Raw genomic sequence first — 14,800 nt, forward strand, 5'->3', positions numbered from 1 at the left:
GCCTCACCCGGCCGGCGGTCCTGTGCGGCGCCCGGCTCAGGCGACGGGGTAGCCGGCTGCCTCGGCGACCGTGCGAACATGGTCCCAGTCGGCCTCGGCCCTGATCTGCGCTGCCATCGCCGGCGTCAGCGGTGTCCCGGCGAGGAGGGGGTCGACGTCGCGTGGCGTGAGATCGAGATCGTAGTAGTGGCCGAAGTCCTCGGCGATGTCGGCACCGGTCCTCGCCGCCTTCACCGATCCGAGCATCGAGTCGGTCTCTTCGGGCCTGATTCCCTCGCGGACCTTGGGCGCACCGTGCTGCCACGTCTCTCCGGTGCTCCACAGGGCCAGGGTGATGGACGGCGTGCCGGGCTCGCCGTTGAGCTTTTCACTCTCACAGAGGGGAACGAGCGGCTCGGGCAGCCCCTCGAGGAGGCCCGGCCACACCTCGCCCGTCTCGGCGATGTTCATCGGTGATTCGTGATCGAAGGCCCACAGCAGAACCCCATCATCGGTCCGGGCGATGCCGAACCGATCGCCGCCACCCTCGTCGAGGCGCGCTATCGTCATCCCGCCTGAACTGGTGCAGGTGAACCGGGGTCGTGTGGTTGTGCAGATGGCATCGAGGACGGCCAGCGCCCGCATCCGCTCGGTCGCCGCAGTTGGGGCGAGGAGTTCACCGGCGAGGGTGTCGAGGGCGGATGCGGCCTTCGCCTCGGCGGCGCTGTCGGCTTCGTCCTGAGAGATGATCTCGGTGCTGTCCAGGCGTGGTCCTCGAGCGGCCAGGGCAGAGAAGCTCTCCGCGAGCTGTCTGCTGCTCTCGGTGATCTTCGACAGGAACATCCTGACGTTGTCCACTCGCAGTGCGATTCCATCGTCCGAGGTTTCGGGGGCGAAGATCCCCAACCATCGGGCGACGTCGTCCCCTGTTGCCTCCGGGTGGAAGGTCACACCCCACGCGGCGCTGCCGACCCGGAAGATCTGTGGGCGGGTGGATGAGTGGGTCGGGCTGTGCGTGAAGACCTGCGCGGCCCCCTTGGGGCGGACCCTGAGGTCGTTCCATCCGGCTCCGATCGACTTCACATCTACACCGAGTGCGGCGACCAAGGGGTCGGTCTCACCCGCAGGGGTCTTCTCCACGGAGATATCGCCGATGTGGGCGATCCAGCCGAACGTCTCAAGCGTCTTCTTCGGCATCGTCACTCTGCCGCCGGTGGCCAAGGCAAGCTGCTGAGCACCGAGTCCGATGGCCAGGGTGGGAAGGGAATCCTCGACGGCCTGGACGAGCAGAGCCCTCACCTGCGGCAGCCACGGCATGGCCTCATCGCCGCCGCGTTCGAGAGCGCAGCCGAAGACGATGAGGGGTTCTGCGACCCGGTCGGGGAGCCGATCACCGGCGAAGGGGCGGATGATCGTGGCGTCGGGAATCCACTCGGCGAAGCGACCGGCGGGAGCAAGCGGTTCGGTCTCGATGAAGAGCATGGGCACAGACTAGCCCAGGCGCCTGCGGGATCGGCTGGGGTTGGGACCCCGCAGCTCAGTTCCGGGGCTTCTGCAGCCACGGGCGCAGCAGCCGGGTGCTCACGGGCAGGAAGATGTAGGTCATCAGCGGAGTGAGGATGCAGATGTTGAGGAGGACCGCGAGCACCGGCGGCCAGCTCTCGAGGTGCGGCATGAGGAGGAACGTCGAGAGCAGGCTGAGGGGGAAGAAGGGCAGGAAGATGCTCACCGCCTGCTTCCACCTCGGCGGGACGACGGTCTCCGGGATCGTCACCGCGTTCTCCCCCTGAGGTTCGAACCAGCCTTCGATGCCCGTGCGGTGTTCGACCTTGGTCGTCTCGACGAGTTCGGCGGCGCTGTCGATCCACCACCGACGGTCGTCGGACTCGTCCCAGGCCTTGAGCGACTTCGCATCGGCGAAGCGGTAGAGGACGTGCCATTCGTCGGAGTCGGGTGCGGTGCGGATCCACCCGGAGCCGAGGTATCCGTTCCTCTCGCGGACCAGTTCCTGGCCGGCTTGGACCCACGCGTTGAAGCGCCGGTGGTGTCCGGGCAGGACGGTGCGGGTGATGGAGACGGTGATGGGAGACGGCTGAGGCATGATTGCGATTATAGGGATCGCCTCGGTGTGATCTGCGTCGGGGTCCGCCGGGTCGGCCGCGGCGTCTCAGGCGATGGGGTAGCCGGCCTTCTCAGCCGCCGCGCGGACCTCATCCCAGTCGGCGTCCGGGTTGATCTTCCGCGCGATCTGTTCGGTGAGGGGGCGGCCGCCGAGGATGGGGGTGAGATGGCGTGCGGTGAGGTCGAGGTCGTAGTAGCGGTTGAGGTCGTCGGCGAGATCGCGGGGTGTCGAGGCCGAGCGGATCGGTCCGAGCATCCAGTCGGTGACGGTGGGGGCCTGACCGTCGTGGAGGCGCGGCGTGCCGTGCTGCCAGGTGCCGTCGGTGCTCCACAGTGCAAGGGTGATGAAGGGCTCGCCGGGTTCGTCGTCGAACTCCGGACTCTCGGACCACGGGGCGAGGGCCGCGGGCAGGCCGTCGAGGAGTCCGGGCCACACCGCGCCGACCTCGGCGGGGCTCATCGCGGATTCGTGGTCGAAGGCGCGCAGCAGAGTCTCGGCGCCGGTGCCGACGACGGCGAAGGAGTCGCCGCCGCCGTTGTCCCACTGTGCGACCGTGGCGTCACCGGTGGTGGTGCAGGTGACGCGGGGCCATTCGGGGTCGCAGAGGAACTCGATGACGGCCAATGCCCGCATGCGGTCGAGTGCGGCATCGGGGGCGAGGAGTTCGGCGGCGAGGGTGTCGAGGGCCGCGGTGATCTCGGCGGCGGACTCCACTTCCGTATTCGCCTCAGGGGCGGGGGAGGTGAGTCGCGGGCCGTTGTCGGTCAGCGCGGCGAACGCCTCGGCGAGCTGCTGACCGTACTTCGCGAGCGTGGGGTAGAAGGCGTTGATCACCGTCGTCCGCAAGCTCACCGAGGACTCCGAGGCGTCGGGGGCGAACACCGTTCCCCACGTGAGGAAATCGGGAATCGTCGCCTCGGGGTGGAAGGTCACACCCCAGGCCGAGGTGCCGGCGCGGAAGATCTGGGGACGGGACGCTTTCGACTTCGACTGTGGTCTGACGACTTGGACGGCACCTTTGGGCTTCGCTTCGAGTTCGGCCCATCCGGCGCCGACGGACGACCAATCGGCAGGCATCTGGGAGACGAGGGGATCGGTCTCGCCGTCGGGTGTGCGGACCACCAAGACATTGCCGAACACGGTGCGCTCCGTCTTCGGAGCCTTGATCGTGCCGCCGGTGGCCAGAGCGAGCTGGTGGGCGCCGAGGCCGATGGCGAGAGTGAGGATGGAATCCGCGACGGCCTGGGCGAGCAGAGCCCTCACCTGCGGCAGCCACGGCATGGCCTCATCGCCGCCGCGGTCGAGCTCGGTGCCGAAGACGATGAGAGGTTCCTTGATGCGGTCGGGGAGCGGATCGCCGGCGAAGGGGCGGATGATCGTGGCGTCGGGGATCCACTCGGCGAAACGGCCGGCGGGAGCATTCGGTTCGGTCTCGATGAAGAGCATGAGCACAGAGTAGCCCAGGCACCTGCTGGTTCTTCGGGGGAGGCGACCCGGTTCAGCCGGTGACCCGGTCGAGGACCGCGGTGAGCGCGGCCGCAAGCCGAGTCCTGTTGCCGTCATCCATCCAGGTGCTGCGCAGCTGCGCGTTGAGTCCGCCCGGCGTCTCGTGGGCGGCGACGAGTGCGGAGACGGGAGTGTCCGTTTCGGCCAGTGTCGAGCCCAGTCCGACGAACTGACCGCGGACGATCGCCTCAGCATCGGTGCGCGACCAGCCCTGGGTGATGAGCCAGTCGGTGATGACCTCGAGGTAGGCGAAGTGCGCGGACATCGTCGCCGTCGTCGCCGACAGGGTGCTGAAGAGCACCTCGGTCGCAGCGACGACGGTTCCTCCGAGATCGGCGAAGAGAGCCTCGACGGTCGCGTCGGCGGGGAAGACCGCGGTGACTCCGCGGCGTTCGCGCACGGCGGGCAAGGGGATGACCCGGACGATCCTCGGCCCGTGCGGCAGCAGGTCGGACAGGACGTCCACCGGGACCCCGGCGACGGCGCTGATCAGCGTCCGGTCGGCGGGGACGTCGAGGTCGGCGAGCACCTCGGCGACCTGACCGGGAAGGACCGAGAGGACGATGAGGTCGCTGCGATCGATGACCTCCTGGTTGCTCTGCGCCACCTCGACGGCCTCGTACCTCGCGGCCAGCCCAGCCGAGCGATCCGCACTGCGCGGGGAGAGGAGAATCGCCGGCGCACCTGCTGCCGCGGGGCTGTTCGCCTTCTCGGAGCGGAGACCGTCGACGATCGCCGAGGCGATCTCCCCGACGCCGATGAAGCCGATGGTGGTCATGGAGCCTCCTGCACTGGCGAGCGATCGGGATCGTACTCTCGCATTGTGCCATCCCGGCTCAGGCCGGTATGAGGCGCACGGGCAGGGACTTCCACCCGAGAAGCGTGTTGTTGATCTTGCGTTCGGGTTCAGCGGTGAACTCGATGCGTTCGACCGCCGGCAGCAGAGCCCTCACCATCGAGGCCGCTTCGAGCCGGGCGACGTGCTGACCCACACATTGGTGGATGCCGGATCCGAACGCGACATGACCGGAAGGGTCACGGTCGAGATCGAACTCGTCCGGGTGCTCCCACCGGCGCGGATCCCGGTTCGCCGCCCCGAGGAACATGAGCACTTTCGCATCGGCTGGGATCGCGTGATCACCGATGGTCACGTCCCTGGACGTCGTGCGGAAGAACGTCTGGACGGGGGATTCGAGGCGCAGCGCCTCCTCGATGGCGGCCGGGACGAGGCTCGGTTCGGACCGCAGTCGTGCGTACTGCTCGGGGTTGGCCGCCAGATGGCAGAGAGTCGCGGCGATCCCGTAGACGGTGGTGTCGACACCCGCGGTGAGCAGAGAGCGGACGAGCAGCGGGGCCTGGGCCTCGGTGATGTCCGCATCGTCGCTTGTCGACCAGATGTCCGCGCCGAGGCTGGGCTCGGCCAGCGCGTCCCGGGGGCACTGCTGAGACACCCAGTCGACGACGGGACCGATGCGCTCCTCATCCTCGGTGACGAGCCGGTTGCGCGGCCCGAACGCGTTGAACGCGAAGTTCCCGTACGGCAGGAGGTTCTCCAGACCGTCTCCGCCGAGGCCGAGAGCGGCGGGGAAGACCGACAGCGGGAACGCCTCGGCGATCGTCGGCACGGCATCGAGGACGACCGCGGATTCGTCGTCGCGTTCGCCGTGCCTGAGCAGACAGGCTACGAGCTGCTCGGCGGTCTGCGCCCAGTCCTCCTCGAACCGGCGGACCCGGCGGGGCCCGAGGATGCGCTGGAGTGCGGACCGGGGCGCGTCGTGGAGTGGGGGATCCGCCTCGAGGAGCAGCGAGGGCGGCCGCCACGGCTCCTCGTAGCGGAAGTTCGCCAGGCCCACACCGGCGGCGCTCGAGAAGTCCTGCCAGTTCTCCAGCGTCTCCTTGACCGGCTGGTAGCGGGCGACCGCGTAGACGCCGTAGGCGGGGATCCAGACGACGTCACCGGCGTCGCGGATCCGGGCGTGCATGGGGTGGGGAACGGTGAGGACCTCCTCGGCGAAGGGATCGACGTCGACGCTGGGGATCGTGGGGTCGACGGGTGCCTGGGTTGCGGTGGGTGGGGCGGTCATCAGCGGTTCCTTCCTGGGCGGGGGCTCAGAGGTCGAGGACGAGGCGGGGTCCGGCGGCCCGGGAGACGCAGGGGAGCATGCAGGTGCCGGCGGCGCGTTCGGTGTCGTCGAGGAGCGCGTCCCGATGGTCGACGGCGCCGTCGAGCACACCGACCTCGCAGGTTCCGCAGACCCCGCGCGAGCACGAGGTGATGACTCCGACGCCGTTGCGGCCGAGCGCCTCGGCGACGCTCTCGTGACCGTCCGCGCGGATGACCCGGCCGGTGCTCTCGAGGACGATGTCGTAGGGGTCCGTGTTCACGGGGGCCGTGTTCAGGGCGTCGTTGGTGAATTTCTCGACCCGGATCTGTGTCCGCGGCAGCTGCGCGCATTCGCTCGGCAGAGCGTCGAGGAGGGCCTGCGGGCCGCACGCGTAGACCATCGCGGAGTGGTCGAGGTCGCCGAGCCAGTCGCAGATGCTCGCCCGGCGTCCGCCCGTCGTCGTGTGGATCCGCACGCGGTCGGGGTGGCGTTCGGCCAGCTCGCGGTAGGCCATGCGCTCCGGTGTCCGGCACAGGTAGAGGAGCTGCCAGGGAATGCCGAGGCGTTCGGCCTGGTCGACCATCGGTACGATCGCGGTGATGCCGATGCCCCCGGCGATGAAGCGGTACTCGCTCGCCGGGGCGAGGCGGAAGTTGTTGCGCGGCCCGCCGAAGCGCACGCGGCTGCCGGGGTGGGCTGACGCGTGGATCTCCTGGGAGCCGCCGTCGCCGCCGGCTTCACGCTGGATCGCGATGCGATAGCTGTGCGGATCCCACCGGTCCCCGCACAGGGAGTACTGGCGGATGGTGCCGCTGTCGAGGATGAGATCGATGTGGGCACCGGGCGACCAGTCGGGCAGTCTCCCACCGTCGGGCCGTGCCAGTCGGAGTTCGATGACCTCGGCCGCGACGTCCTGTCGGTGGGTGACGATGAGTTCGTCTGTGGTCGCCGTCATCGGTGTCTCCTTCACGCAGCGTCGTTGCCCGTGGCATCAGTGTGCCGGTGACCGGGTATACGCTGAATGCGATGTTTCCACTCATCGGAAAAGATGGGCGGGGAGTGTTCTCGACGGAGGTGAGGGCTGATGAGCGGTACGCGCACCGGTGAGTCGATGCTCTCCCGCCACCTGCGCATCCTCGACGTCTTCGGCGTGGACTCCGCGTTCCTCACGCTCTCCCAGATCTCCCGGCGCAGCGGACTGCCCGTCTCGACGACGCACCGGCTCCTCGACGAACTCGAACGCGAACGCCTCGTCGAACGCCTGCCCGACCGCAGCTACCGTCTGGGCCTGCGCCTGTGGGAGCTTGCGGCCCGCACTCCCGGTGCCCTGGGGCTGCGGGAGATCGCCCTGCCGATGATGCAGGGCGTGCAGGGTGCGATCCGGCAGCACACGCAGCTCGGCGTCCGGGACGGCCGCGACGTCGTCTACCTCGAACGGCTCTCGCACCGCGATGCCGTCGTCAGCGCCACCGTCGTGGGCGGGCGGATCAGCCTCGCCGCCTCGGCGATCGGGCACGTGCTCCTCTCTGCTCTGCCCGAGGAGGCGCTCGCCGATTTGTTCGCCTCCGGGATCCCCCGCTACACGAAGCGGACCCCGCAGACCCTCGCCGAGGTGGTTGCCGCGGTCACCGAGGTGCGGGCGCGGGGGCATGCGATCGCCGATGGGCTCGTCCACCCCGATGCCCGGGGGATCGCCGTGCCCGTGCGCGGGCCCGAGGGGGAGATCGTCGCAGGTCTCGGCGTCGTCGTCCCCAACGACGGACGGGATCCACGGCCGGTGGTCGCGGTGCTGCGCAGAGCCGCAGTCGGAATCGAGGAGTCCCTGCGCCGCGCCTACGTCGCCCCCGGCCACCCGCACGCGCTCGCCGGCGCCCGCTACCGCCCGCTCATCAACTCCTCGACCTCTTCGATGGAGTACTTCGACGAGCGGGGACGGGCCGGACAGGACCGTGGGTAAGCGGCGAGGGTGCGCCTCGACAAGGTGACAGGACTGCGTCAGTCCTCGCGGACGCTCTGTGCCTGCGTGTCCGTCGGCCCGGGACCATAAGGCCGCGACGAGCTCGGCGCCGATGCGGGCGAGTTCGGTGCGCAGCTCCGGTGGATCGAGGACCTCGACGGTCCGTCCCCAGCCGGCGAGCTGCTCGGCGAGGGCGGCGACGAGGTTGGCACCCACCGTCGCAATGACGGTGTCGTCGCCCTCTGTGACGACTGTGAGGTACCGACCGAACTGGGCCTGAAGGATCGGCAGTGCCCAGGCCGGACAGCTGATCCGTGCCGTGACCGAGGAGCGCAGGGATTCGACCTCGGCGACGTGGCCGGCCCAGAACCCGGCGAGGTCGAAATCGCGTGGGCGACCGGGCCTCTGCGCGGCACTGGGGCCGTCGGGACTCGGGGATTCGACGACGACCTCGCCGAGGCGGTCGACCCTGTACGCCCGAGCCCGGTCGCCGGAGTCCGCGGCGTCCGCAGGGTCGGCGACGAGATACCAGACGCCGGCCTTCGCGACGAGTCCGAGCGGCCGCAGGGCCGTGTGCCGGCCGGTGCCGTCGCGTGAGGTGTAATCGGCCTCGATGAGGCGGTCGCCGATGAGGGCGGTGCGCAGAGCTTCGAGTCTGTCCCGAACGGCGTCGTCGGTCGTCGGCGTCCGACTCCACGGCGTGTGGTCGTAGTGGATGGTCATGGCGAGGACCTCCGCCTCGGCGCGCAGGCTCTCGGGAAGCGCGCGGATGAGCTTGCGCGTCGCGAGACGGGTGTCTGGGTCGGAGAGCCCGGCAGTGCCCAACATCCAGAAGAGCGAGCGCGCTTCGGGGCCGCCGAGCCCGGTGAGGTTCGTGCGCGCACCGCCGAGCAGCCCCCACCCGCCGCCGCGCCCGGGCCGGACGTGGACCGGAACTCCGGCAGCCGACAGTGCCTCGAGGTCGCGCCGGGCGGTGGCGAGGGAGACCTCGAGTTCGGCAGCCACCTCGGCGGCCGTGACCTGATCTCGGCTCTGGAGGAAGAGGAGGAGGGCGAGAAGCCTGTCTGCGCGCATGGTCCGAGTCTTCCAGTAAAAGTAGTCAGAAGGTGAGCACTTTGGGTGGGATCGTTGACGATGACCCCACCACCCGCGTCGACACGACGCCGATCAAGGAGAACGACATGAGCACTCTGACAGGTCTGACGACGATGGTCCTCACTGCCGACGACGTCGCCGCGGCGGCCGACTGGTACGCCGACGTCCTCGGCATCTCCCCGTACTTCCGACAGCCTCCCGAGGGCGAACCGGCCTACATCGAGTTCCGCATCGGACCCGACGAGGACGAACTGGGCATCATGAGCCGGGGCTTCGCACCGGAGGGCACAGCACCCGGCGGCAGCTCGGTGACGTACTGGCACGTCGACGACGTCGACGCGACGCTCGGCGATCTCGTCTCACGGGGCGCAGCCGTGCATGCCCCGGTGACGTCACGCGGGGAGGGGTTCGTCACCGCTTCGGTGATCGACCCCTTCGGCAACGTCCTCGGGCTCATGCACAGCCCCCATTGGGCAAGGCGGCACTGAAGTCCTGGAGTTTTGCGAGCCGGGCACCCTGTCAAGGTGCCCTGAGGGAGGGCGACGGGCTGCCGACGATGAATTTGGTTAGGCTATCCAAACTCATTAGAATCCAGAGATTGTGAAGACGAATCGCGTTCGCCGCCTCCTGACACTGTCCGCCTCGATGCTCGGCATCGCCCTTCTCGCCTCGGGCTGCACGGCGGCCCAGGGTGGACAGGGGGCCTCCGAACCAGCCGCAGCTTATACCGTCACCGATGCGATGGGTGAGGTGGAGTTCGCCGAGACGCCGCAGCGAGTCGTCGCCCTCGACTCTCCGGCCATCGACGCCCTCATCGCCCTCGGCGTCACTCCGGTCGGAGCCTCGGAGATCCGGGAGGGCACGGGATTCCCCGACTACCTCGCCGACGAGCTCACGGGAACGGGATCGGTCGGGACGATCATGGAGCCGAATCTCGAGGCGATCGCCGAACTCGACCCCGATCTCATTCTCGGTTCGAAGGTCCGGCACGAGGAGGTCTACGATCAGCTCTCCGCCATCGCTCCGACCGTCTTCGCCGCTGACTCGGGAACGAACTGGACAGAGCAGGCGACGCTGACGGCCGCGGCCGTGGACAGGGCCGAGGAGATGGACACGCTGCTCGATGATCTCTCCTCCAGAGCCTCCACTGTCGGCGCGGAGGTCGGTGCGAAGGGCATGACGGCTTCGATGGTGCGCTTTCGCACCGAGAGCTTCCGCCTCTACGGTCCGGAGACGTTCTCCGGCTCGATCCTCACCGATATGGGCTTCGACCTGGGGGACCGTGACTGGAACGAGTACTCGATGATGGAGCTCAGTCCCGAACGCTACGAGCTCATCGACGGCGACGTCGTCTTCCACACCGGGGCGGGGGCCGACGCCGAGGCGACGACCCAGTCGACGGTCACCGAGCTGTGGGGCGGACAGCCTGCTGTCGCGGCCGGGAAGGTGTTCCCCGTAGAGGATGACACGTGGATGGTCGGCATCGGGGTCATCGGCGGCAACCTCATTATCGACGACGTGCAGGCCGCACTCGGCTGACAGATGCGAGAGAGCGCCCGCCTCGGCGGCGGATTCCACACGGGAATCTCCGTCAGGCGGGCGCTCTCTCGGTGCGATATGCGCGCGATGCGCTCAGGTGCTCAGAAGCTCGGGAGCACCGAACCGTCGGACCACTTCTCCTCGATGAACTTCTTCACCTCGGGGGAGTGGAGAAGGTCGTTGAGCTTCCGCACGTTCTCATCGTCCTTGTTCGCGGTGCGCACGGCGAGGAAGTTGCCGTACGGGTTGTTCTCCGCCGATTCGATGAGGATGCCGTCCTTGGCGGGGCTCAGACCCGCTTCGAGGGCGTTGTTGCCGTTGATGACCGAGGCGTCGACGTCCTGGAGGGTGCGGGCGAGCTGAGCGGCGTCGGCCTCGACGAACTCGAGGTTCTTCGGGTTCTCACGCACGTCGGAGAGCTTCGCGCTCACCGCGTCGACGCCGTCGTTGAGAGTGATGAGATCGGCCTCTTCGAGCATCTTCAGCGCCCGACCCTGGTTCGCGGGGTCGTTGTTGATGCCGATCTTCGCGCCCTCGGGCAGGTCCGCAACGTCCTTGACCTTGTTCGAGAACAGCGCGAACGGTTCGAGGTTGATCGGTTCGAACCCGGTGATCTCATAGCCCTGGCCCTTGACCTCGGAGTCGAGATAGGGCTTGTGCTGGAAGTAGTTCGCGTCGATGTCGCCGTCGGACAGCGCCTTGTTCGGCAGCGTGTAGTCGGTGTACTCCTTGACGTCGATGTCGAGGCCCGCGTCGGCGGCGAGGTTCTCGTCGACGAAGCGGAGGATGTCGCCCTGCGGCACGGGGGTGGCGCCGACTGTGAGCTTGGTGATGTCTCCCTCCTTCTGTCCGACGGTGTCGGTGCCGCCGCCGACGAGGCCGCAGCCGGTCAGGGCCAAGGTCGCTGCGGTGGCGACGGCGATGAGCGTGGTCTTCATGACTCTCCTAGTGGTGACGATATGGATGTGATGGTGCTGTCGGACAGGTGCGGATCGCCGCCCCTCGGGCTGGGGCAGATCAGCCTCAGCGGTGGTCGACGAGTCGGGAGACCCGATCGCCGATGAACTGGATGGCGGCGACGATGAGGACGAGGACGACGATGCACGCGATCATCGTGTCCGACTGGTAGCGCTGGTAGCCGTACGAGATCGCCAGCGCACCGAGCCCTCCGCCGCCGACGGCACCGGCCATCGCGGTGTAGGACACGAGCGTCACCGAGGTGACTGTGGCGGCTCCGATGAGTCCGGGCAGGGCCTCGGGAATGTAGACCTGCCGGATCACCTGGCCGTTCGAGGCGCCCATCATCAGCGCCGCCTCGACCTTGCCCTCGGAGACCTCGCGCAGCGCGTTCTCGACAAGGCGCGCGTAGAACGGGATCGCCCCGACCGTGAGCGCCACGACCGTGGCCTGCCAGCCCAATGCCGTGCCCACCATGAAACGGGTGAACGGGATGAGCGCGATCATGAGGATGATGAACGGGATCGACCGGGTGATGTCGACGATGAGCGAGAGCACCCGGTAGAGCACGGGGTGCGGGCTCAGTCCGCCCTTCGAGGTCGTGAACAGCCAGATCCCCAACGGCAGGCCGAAGAGGACGGCCAGGCCCGTCGACCATGCGGTCATGAGCAGGGTCTCGATCGTCGCCGGCCACATCTGGTCGGTGATCGCCGGGTTGTCGAACCACATCGGATCGTTCATGCTCCGGCCACCTCCTCGGCGTGGATGCCCTCGGAGGCGAAGGCGATGATGAGCTCCCTCACCCGGGCGGGCTCGCCGACGGAGAAGCGGATGCGGCCGACCTGACGGTTCTCCACCGTTTCGACGGCGCCGGCGAGGATGGCGTCGGCATCGAGTCCGACGGTGCCCGCGCAGCGGAGCACGGCCGGCAGGGTCGTGCCGGCGAGCGCCACTTCGACGATTCCCCGCTCACTCTCGCCGAGGCTGACCGGGGGAAGGGGGACGAGATCCTTGGCCAGGGTCGACCCGGGTTCGGCGATCACCTCAGCGAGCTTCCCCGTCTTCGCCACCCGACCGTCGGCGAGCAGTGTCACGGAATCGCAGATCTCGCGGACGACGGACATCTCGTGGGTGATGATGAGCACCGTGATGCCCAGGCGGTCGCGCAGGGAGCGGATGAGGCCGAGGATCTGCTCGGTCGTCGAGGCGTCGAGAGCCGAGGTCGGTTCGTCGCACAGGAGCACCTTGGGTTCGGCGGCCAGGGCGCGGGCGATGCCCACACGCTGGCGCTGCCCGCCGGAGAGCTGCGCGGGATGGTTGTCGACGCGGTCGCCGAGGCCGACGAACTCGAGCAGCTCCCGGGCCTTCGCGGTGCGCTCGGCCTTGCCGACGCCGGCGATCTGCAACGGGTGGGCGACGTTGTCCAGGGCGGTGCGCGAGTCGAGGAGGTTGACGTGCTGGAAGACCATGCCGATGTTGCGGCGGGCCCGGCGCAGACCGGCGCCCGTCTGCTCGGTGAGGTCGGTGCCGTCGATCGAGACGGTGCCCGAGGTCGGCTTCTCGAGGCCCGTGAGGCAGCGGATGAGCGTGGATTTGCCGGCGCCGGAGCGACCGACGATGCCGTGGATCTCTCCCGCGGGCACGCTGAGGTCGATCTCCTCGAGCGCGACGGTGCCTCCGAACACCTTCCGCAGACCGCGCAGTTCGATCACAGGCCTCTCCTCCTCGGATGATTCTGGGATGGGATTCCGACGGTGGCCGGGTCCCGCAGTTGGGCACAGCAGTACCCGGTGAGGGCATGTGTGCGGACGATTCAGCATGCCAAGGGCCTTCGCAGACCGGTGTCGGCCATGACACAAAAGGACGCATAGGGTGCAGAACGTGACGAAGGCCTCAGCGGTCCGACCAGGAGGACTGCCGTGCAGGATCGGAGAGTCGAACCGCACCCTCCACGCACATCTGTGTGAACAGCAGGGGTCCCAGTTTCGTCTGCGGACGTTGCCCTGCGGTTCAACCCGATGCCATTCGCCGTCCATAGTGTCGGTCCCTGTGGTTGCGCGCACCCCCGCGCGAGAGCCGACAGCGACCGAAAGGCGGAGAATGAACGACGACACAGCGACCGGAGACGGGGAGACTCGGACGGGAGCAGGTGCCTGGAATCGGCGCGGGATGCTCCAGGCCGCCGGGGTGACGGCCCTCGGCGCCGGGCTGGCCGGACTCGGGGCCGCCCCGGCAGCGGCCAAGCCGGGCAAGGAGAAGAAGCCGAAGAAGCCGAAGAAGACCAAGGTCACCGACGACGACGGAATCGTGCGCGGTGAGTTGGCGTTCAACAGCTCCGGGGCCTTCACAATCGTTCAGTTCAACGACACCCAGGATTCGCACCGCACCGATGTGCGGACGACGGAGCTGCAGAACGCCGTCCTCGACGAGGCGAAGCCGGACTTCGTCGTCATCAACGGCGATGTCATCGACGGCGGGCCGAAGACGGTCACCGAGGTCAAGCAGGCCATCAACAACGTCGTGCTGCCGATGGAGCAGCGGCAGATCCCGTGGGCGCTCACCTTCGGCAACCACGACGAGGACAGCACCGGGGCGACCGGATTCGACGAAGCCGACATGATCGACTTCATCGGTCAGTACCGCTACAACCTCAACACTCCCGGTGCCGACGTCACCGGCACCTCGAACCAGGTGCTCACGGTCTCAGCCTCCGGCGGCAAGGACGACGCCTTCGCCATCTGGCTGCTCGACTCGGGACGGTACGCACCGAAGGAGATCGCCGGGCAGAACTTCGAGGGCTACCCCGACTGGGACTGGCTGCGCTTCGACCAGGTCGAATGGTACGCCGAGGCTTCGCGGGAGCTCGAGAAGCGGGCGGGTGCCAAGGTGCCCGGACTCGTCTTCCAGCACATCGCCCTCCACGAGCATCGGTCGATGTGGTTCTCGAGCATCGACTCGCGCACCGATGCGGACCACAGCCGTGCGAAGGCGAAGCACTCGATCATCGGTGAGCGCAACGAGGCCGAGTGCCCTGGACCCTTCAATTCGGGGATGTTCAATGCGATGCTCGCCCGTGGCGACGTCCGCGGGCTGTTCGTCGGCCACGACCACATCAACACGTACTCGGGCAACTACTACGGCATCGAGCTCGGGTATTCCCCGTCGACCGGATTCGCCCCCTACGGTCTCGACGGTGCGGAGCGCAACCGCCTGCGCGGGGCGCGCGTCTTCACCCTCAAGGAGGGTGCCGACGGCGTCTACACCGGGTCCGAGATAAAGTACGCCCGCGACTACGGCATCGACGTCAGCCCGGCCGCCCAGCGCGGCGAACCCGCGGAGTTCCCCGCCTACGTGAAGTGAGTGCGGCACTGAGCTCGGATGGAACGCGCTGGCGAGTTCAGGAAGTCTGCGAATGCATGCCCGCTGGTCTCTTTCGATGCTGACGATGACCAGCGGGCGGCGGCCGTCCTCGCTTGCGCCGCATGGTCCGCGCGACGTCGACTCGCCCGGGGGCATTCAGCGAGTCCGGAAGCTGGCCCC

13 protein-coding genes and 1 pseudogene are annotated in these 14,800 nt (G+C 68.3%); 4 read left to right on the plus strand and 10 right to left on the minus strand.

Annotated features, from left to right (window positions below):
* Positions 1 to 36: 36 nt before the first annotated feature.
* The 6 genes from AACX88_RS05290 to AACX88_RS05315 all read right to left on the minus strand — a co-directional run bounded on the left by AACX88_RS05290 (position 37) and on the right by AACX88_RS05315 (position 6,667).
* Positions 37 to 1,461 carry a type 1 glutamine amidotransferase family protein gene (locus AACX88_RS05290; protein WP_144589263.1) on the minus strand — a complete coding sequence of 475 codons (1,425 nt, stop codon included), beginning with the start codon at positions 1,459 to 1,461 and terminating at the stop codon, positions 37 to 39.
* Between the two features lie 55 nt (positions 1,462 to 1,516).
* A complete protein-coding gene (locus tag AACX88_RS05295; protein ID WP_009376284.1) occupies positions 1,517 to 2,080 on the minus strand; it encodes an antibiotic biosynthesis monooxygenase in 564 nt (187 codons plus the stop codon).
* Positions 2,081 to 2,146: 66 nt separating this feature from the next.
* Positions 2,147 to 3,547: a type 1 glutamine amidotransferase family protein gene (locus AACX88_RS05300; RefSeq protein WP_100227392.1), complete on the minus strand. Its 1,401-nt coding sequence runs from the start codon at positions 3,545 to 3,547 to the stop codon at positions 2,147 to 2,149.
* Positions 3,548 to 3,599: 52 nt separating this feature from the next.
* Positions 3,600 to 4,385 (minus strand): NAD(P)-binding domain-containing protein, encoded by a 786-nt coding sequence (locus tag AACX88_RS05305; RefSeq protein WP_009376280.1) that lies wholly within the window; start codon positions 4,383 to 4,385, stop codon positions 3,600 to 3,602.
* 58 nt (positions 4,386 to 4,443) lie between these two features.
* The gene (locus AACX88_RS05310) at positions 4,444 to 5,691 is read right to left on the minus strand and encodes a cytochrome P450 (protein ID WP_009376278.1); all 1,248 of its coding nucleotides are present in this window, start codon (positions 5,689 to 5,691) and stop codon (positions 4,444 to 4,446) included.
* A 25-nt stretch (positions 5,692 to 5,716) separates the two neighbouring features.
* Complete coding sequence (locus tag AACX88_RS05315; protein ID WP_339392062.1) at positions 5,717 to 6,667, minus strand: PDR/VanB family oxidoreductase; 951 nt, start codon at positions 6,665 to 6,667, stop codon at positions 5,717 to 5,719.
* A 129-nt stretch (positions 6,668 to 6,796) separates the two neighbouring features.
* On the opposite strand from AACX88_RS05315, the gene AACX88_RS05320 reads away from it, so the two are divergent.
* Positions 6,797 to 7,669 carry an IclR family transcriptional regulator gene (locus tag AACX88_RS05320; RefSeq protein WP_339392063.1) on the plus strand — a complete coding sequence of 291 codons (873 nt, stop codon included), beginning with the start codon at positions 6,797 to 6,799 and terminating at the stop codon, positions 7,667 to 7,669.
* Positions 7,670 to 7,828: 159 nt separating this feature from the next.
* On the opposite strand, the pseudogene AACX88_RS05325 reads toward AACX88_RS05320, so the two are convergent.
* Positions 7,829 to 8,743, minus strand: a pseudogene (locus AACX88_RS05325) (helix-turn-helix transcriptional regulator); the annotation flags it as partial.
* Between the two features lie 107 nt (positions 8,744 to 8,850).
* On the opposite strand from AACX88_RS05325, the gene AACX88_RS05330 reads away from it, so the two are divergent.
* Both AACX88_RS05330 and AACX88_RS05335 read left to right on the plus strand, forming a co-directional pair.
* Positions 8,851 to 9,252, plus strand: coding sequence for a VOC family protein (locus AACX88_RS05330; protein ID WP_339392064.1), 402 nt, complete (start codon positions 8,851 to 8,853; stop codon positions 9,250 to 9,252).
* Positions 9,253 to 9,364: 112 nt separating this feature from the next.
* Positions 9,365 to 10,303 (plus strand): ABC transporter substrate-binding protein, encoded by a 939-nt coding sequence (locus AACX88_RS05335; protein ID WP_339392065.1) that lies wholly within the window; start codon positions 9,365 to 9,367, stop codon positions 10,301 to 10,303.
* A 101-nt stretch (positions 10,304 to 10,404) separates the two neighbouring features.
* Here AACX88_RS05335 and AACX88_RS05340 read toward each other — a convergent pair whose 3' ends face one another.
* From AACX88_RS05340 to AACX88_RS05350, 3 genes are all read right to left on the minus strand, one after another.
* Entirely contained in the window at positions 10,405 to 11,241 is an 837-nt protein-coding gene (locus tag AACX88_RS05340; RefSeq protein WP_339392066.1) for a MetQ/NlpA family ABC transporter substrate-binding protein, read from the minus strand.
* Between the two features lie 85 nt (positions 11,242 to 11,326).
* The gene (locus AACX88_RS05345; RefSeq protein ID WP_339392067.1) at positions 11,327 to 12,001 is read right to left on the minus strand and encodes a methionine ABC transporter permease; all 675 of its coding nucleotides are present in this window, start codon (positions 11,999 to 12,001) and stop codon (positions 11,327 to 11,329) included.
* A complete protein-coding gene (locus AACX88_RS05350) occupies positions 11,998 to 12,972 on the minus strand; it encodes a methionine ABC transporter ATP-binding protein (RefSeq protein WP_339392068.1) in 975 nt (324 codons plus the stop codon). Before AACX88_RS05350 ends, AACX88_RS05345 begins: the two co-directional genes overlap by 4 nt.
* 388 nt (positions 12,973 to 13,360) lie before the next feature.
* On the opposite strand from AACX88_RS05350, the gene AACX88_RS05355 reads away from it, so the two are divergent.
* Complete coding sequence (locus tag AACX88_RS05355) at positions 13,361 to 14,620, plus strand: metallophosphoesterase family protein (protein ID WP_339392069.1); 1,260 nt, start codon at positions 13,361 to 13,363, stop codon at positions 14,618 to 14,620.
* Positions 14,621 to 14,800 lie beyond the last annotated feature (180 nt).

Origin of the sequence: Brevibacterium metallidurans, from assembly GCF_037101285.1 — a bacterium.
GTDB classification, from domain to species: domain Bacteria; phylum Actinomycetota; class Actinomycetes; order Actinomycetales; family Brevibacteriaceae; genus Brevibacterium; species Brevibacterium metallidurans.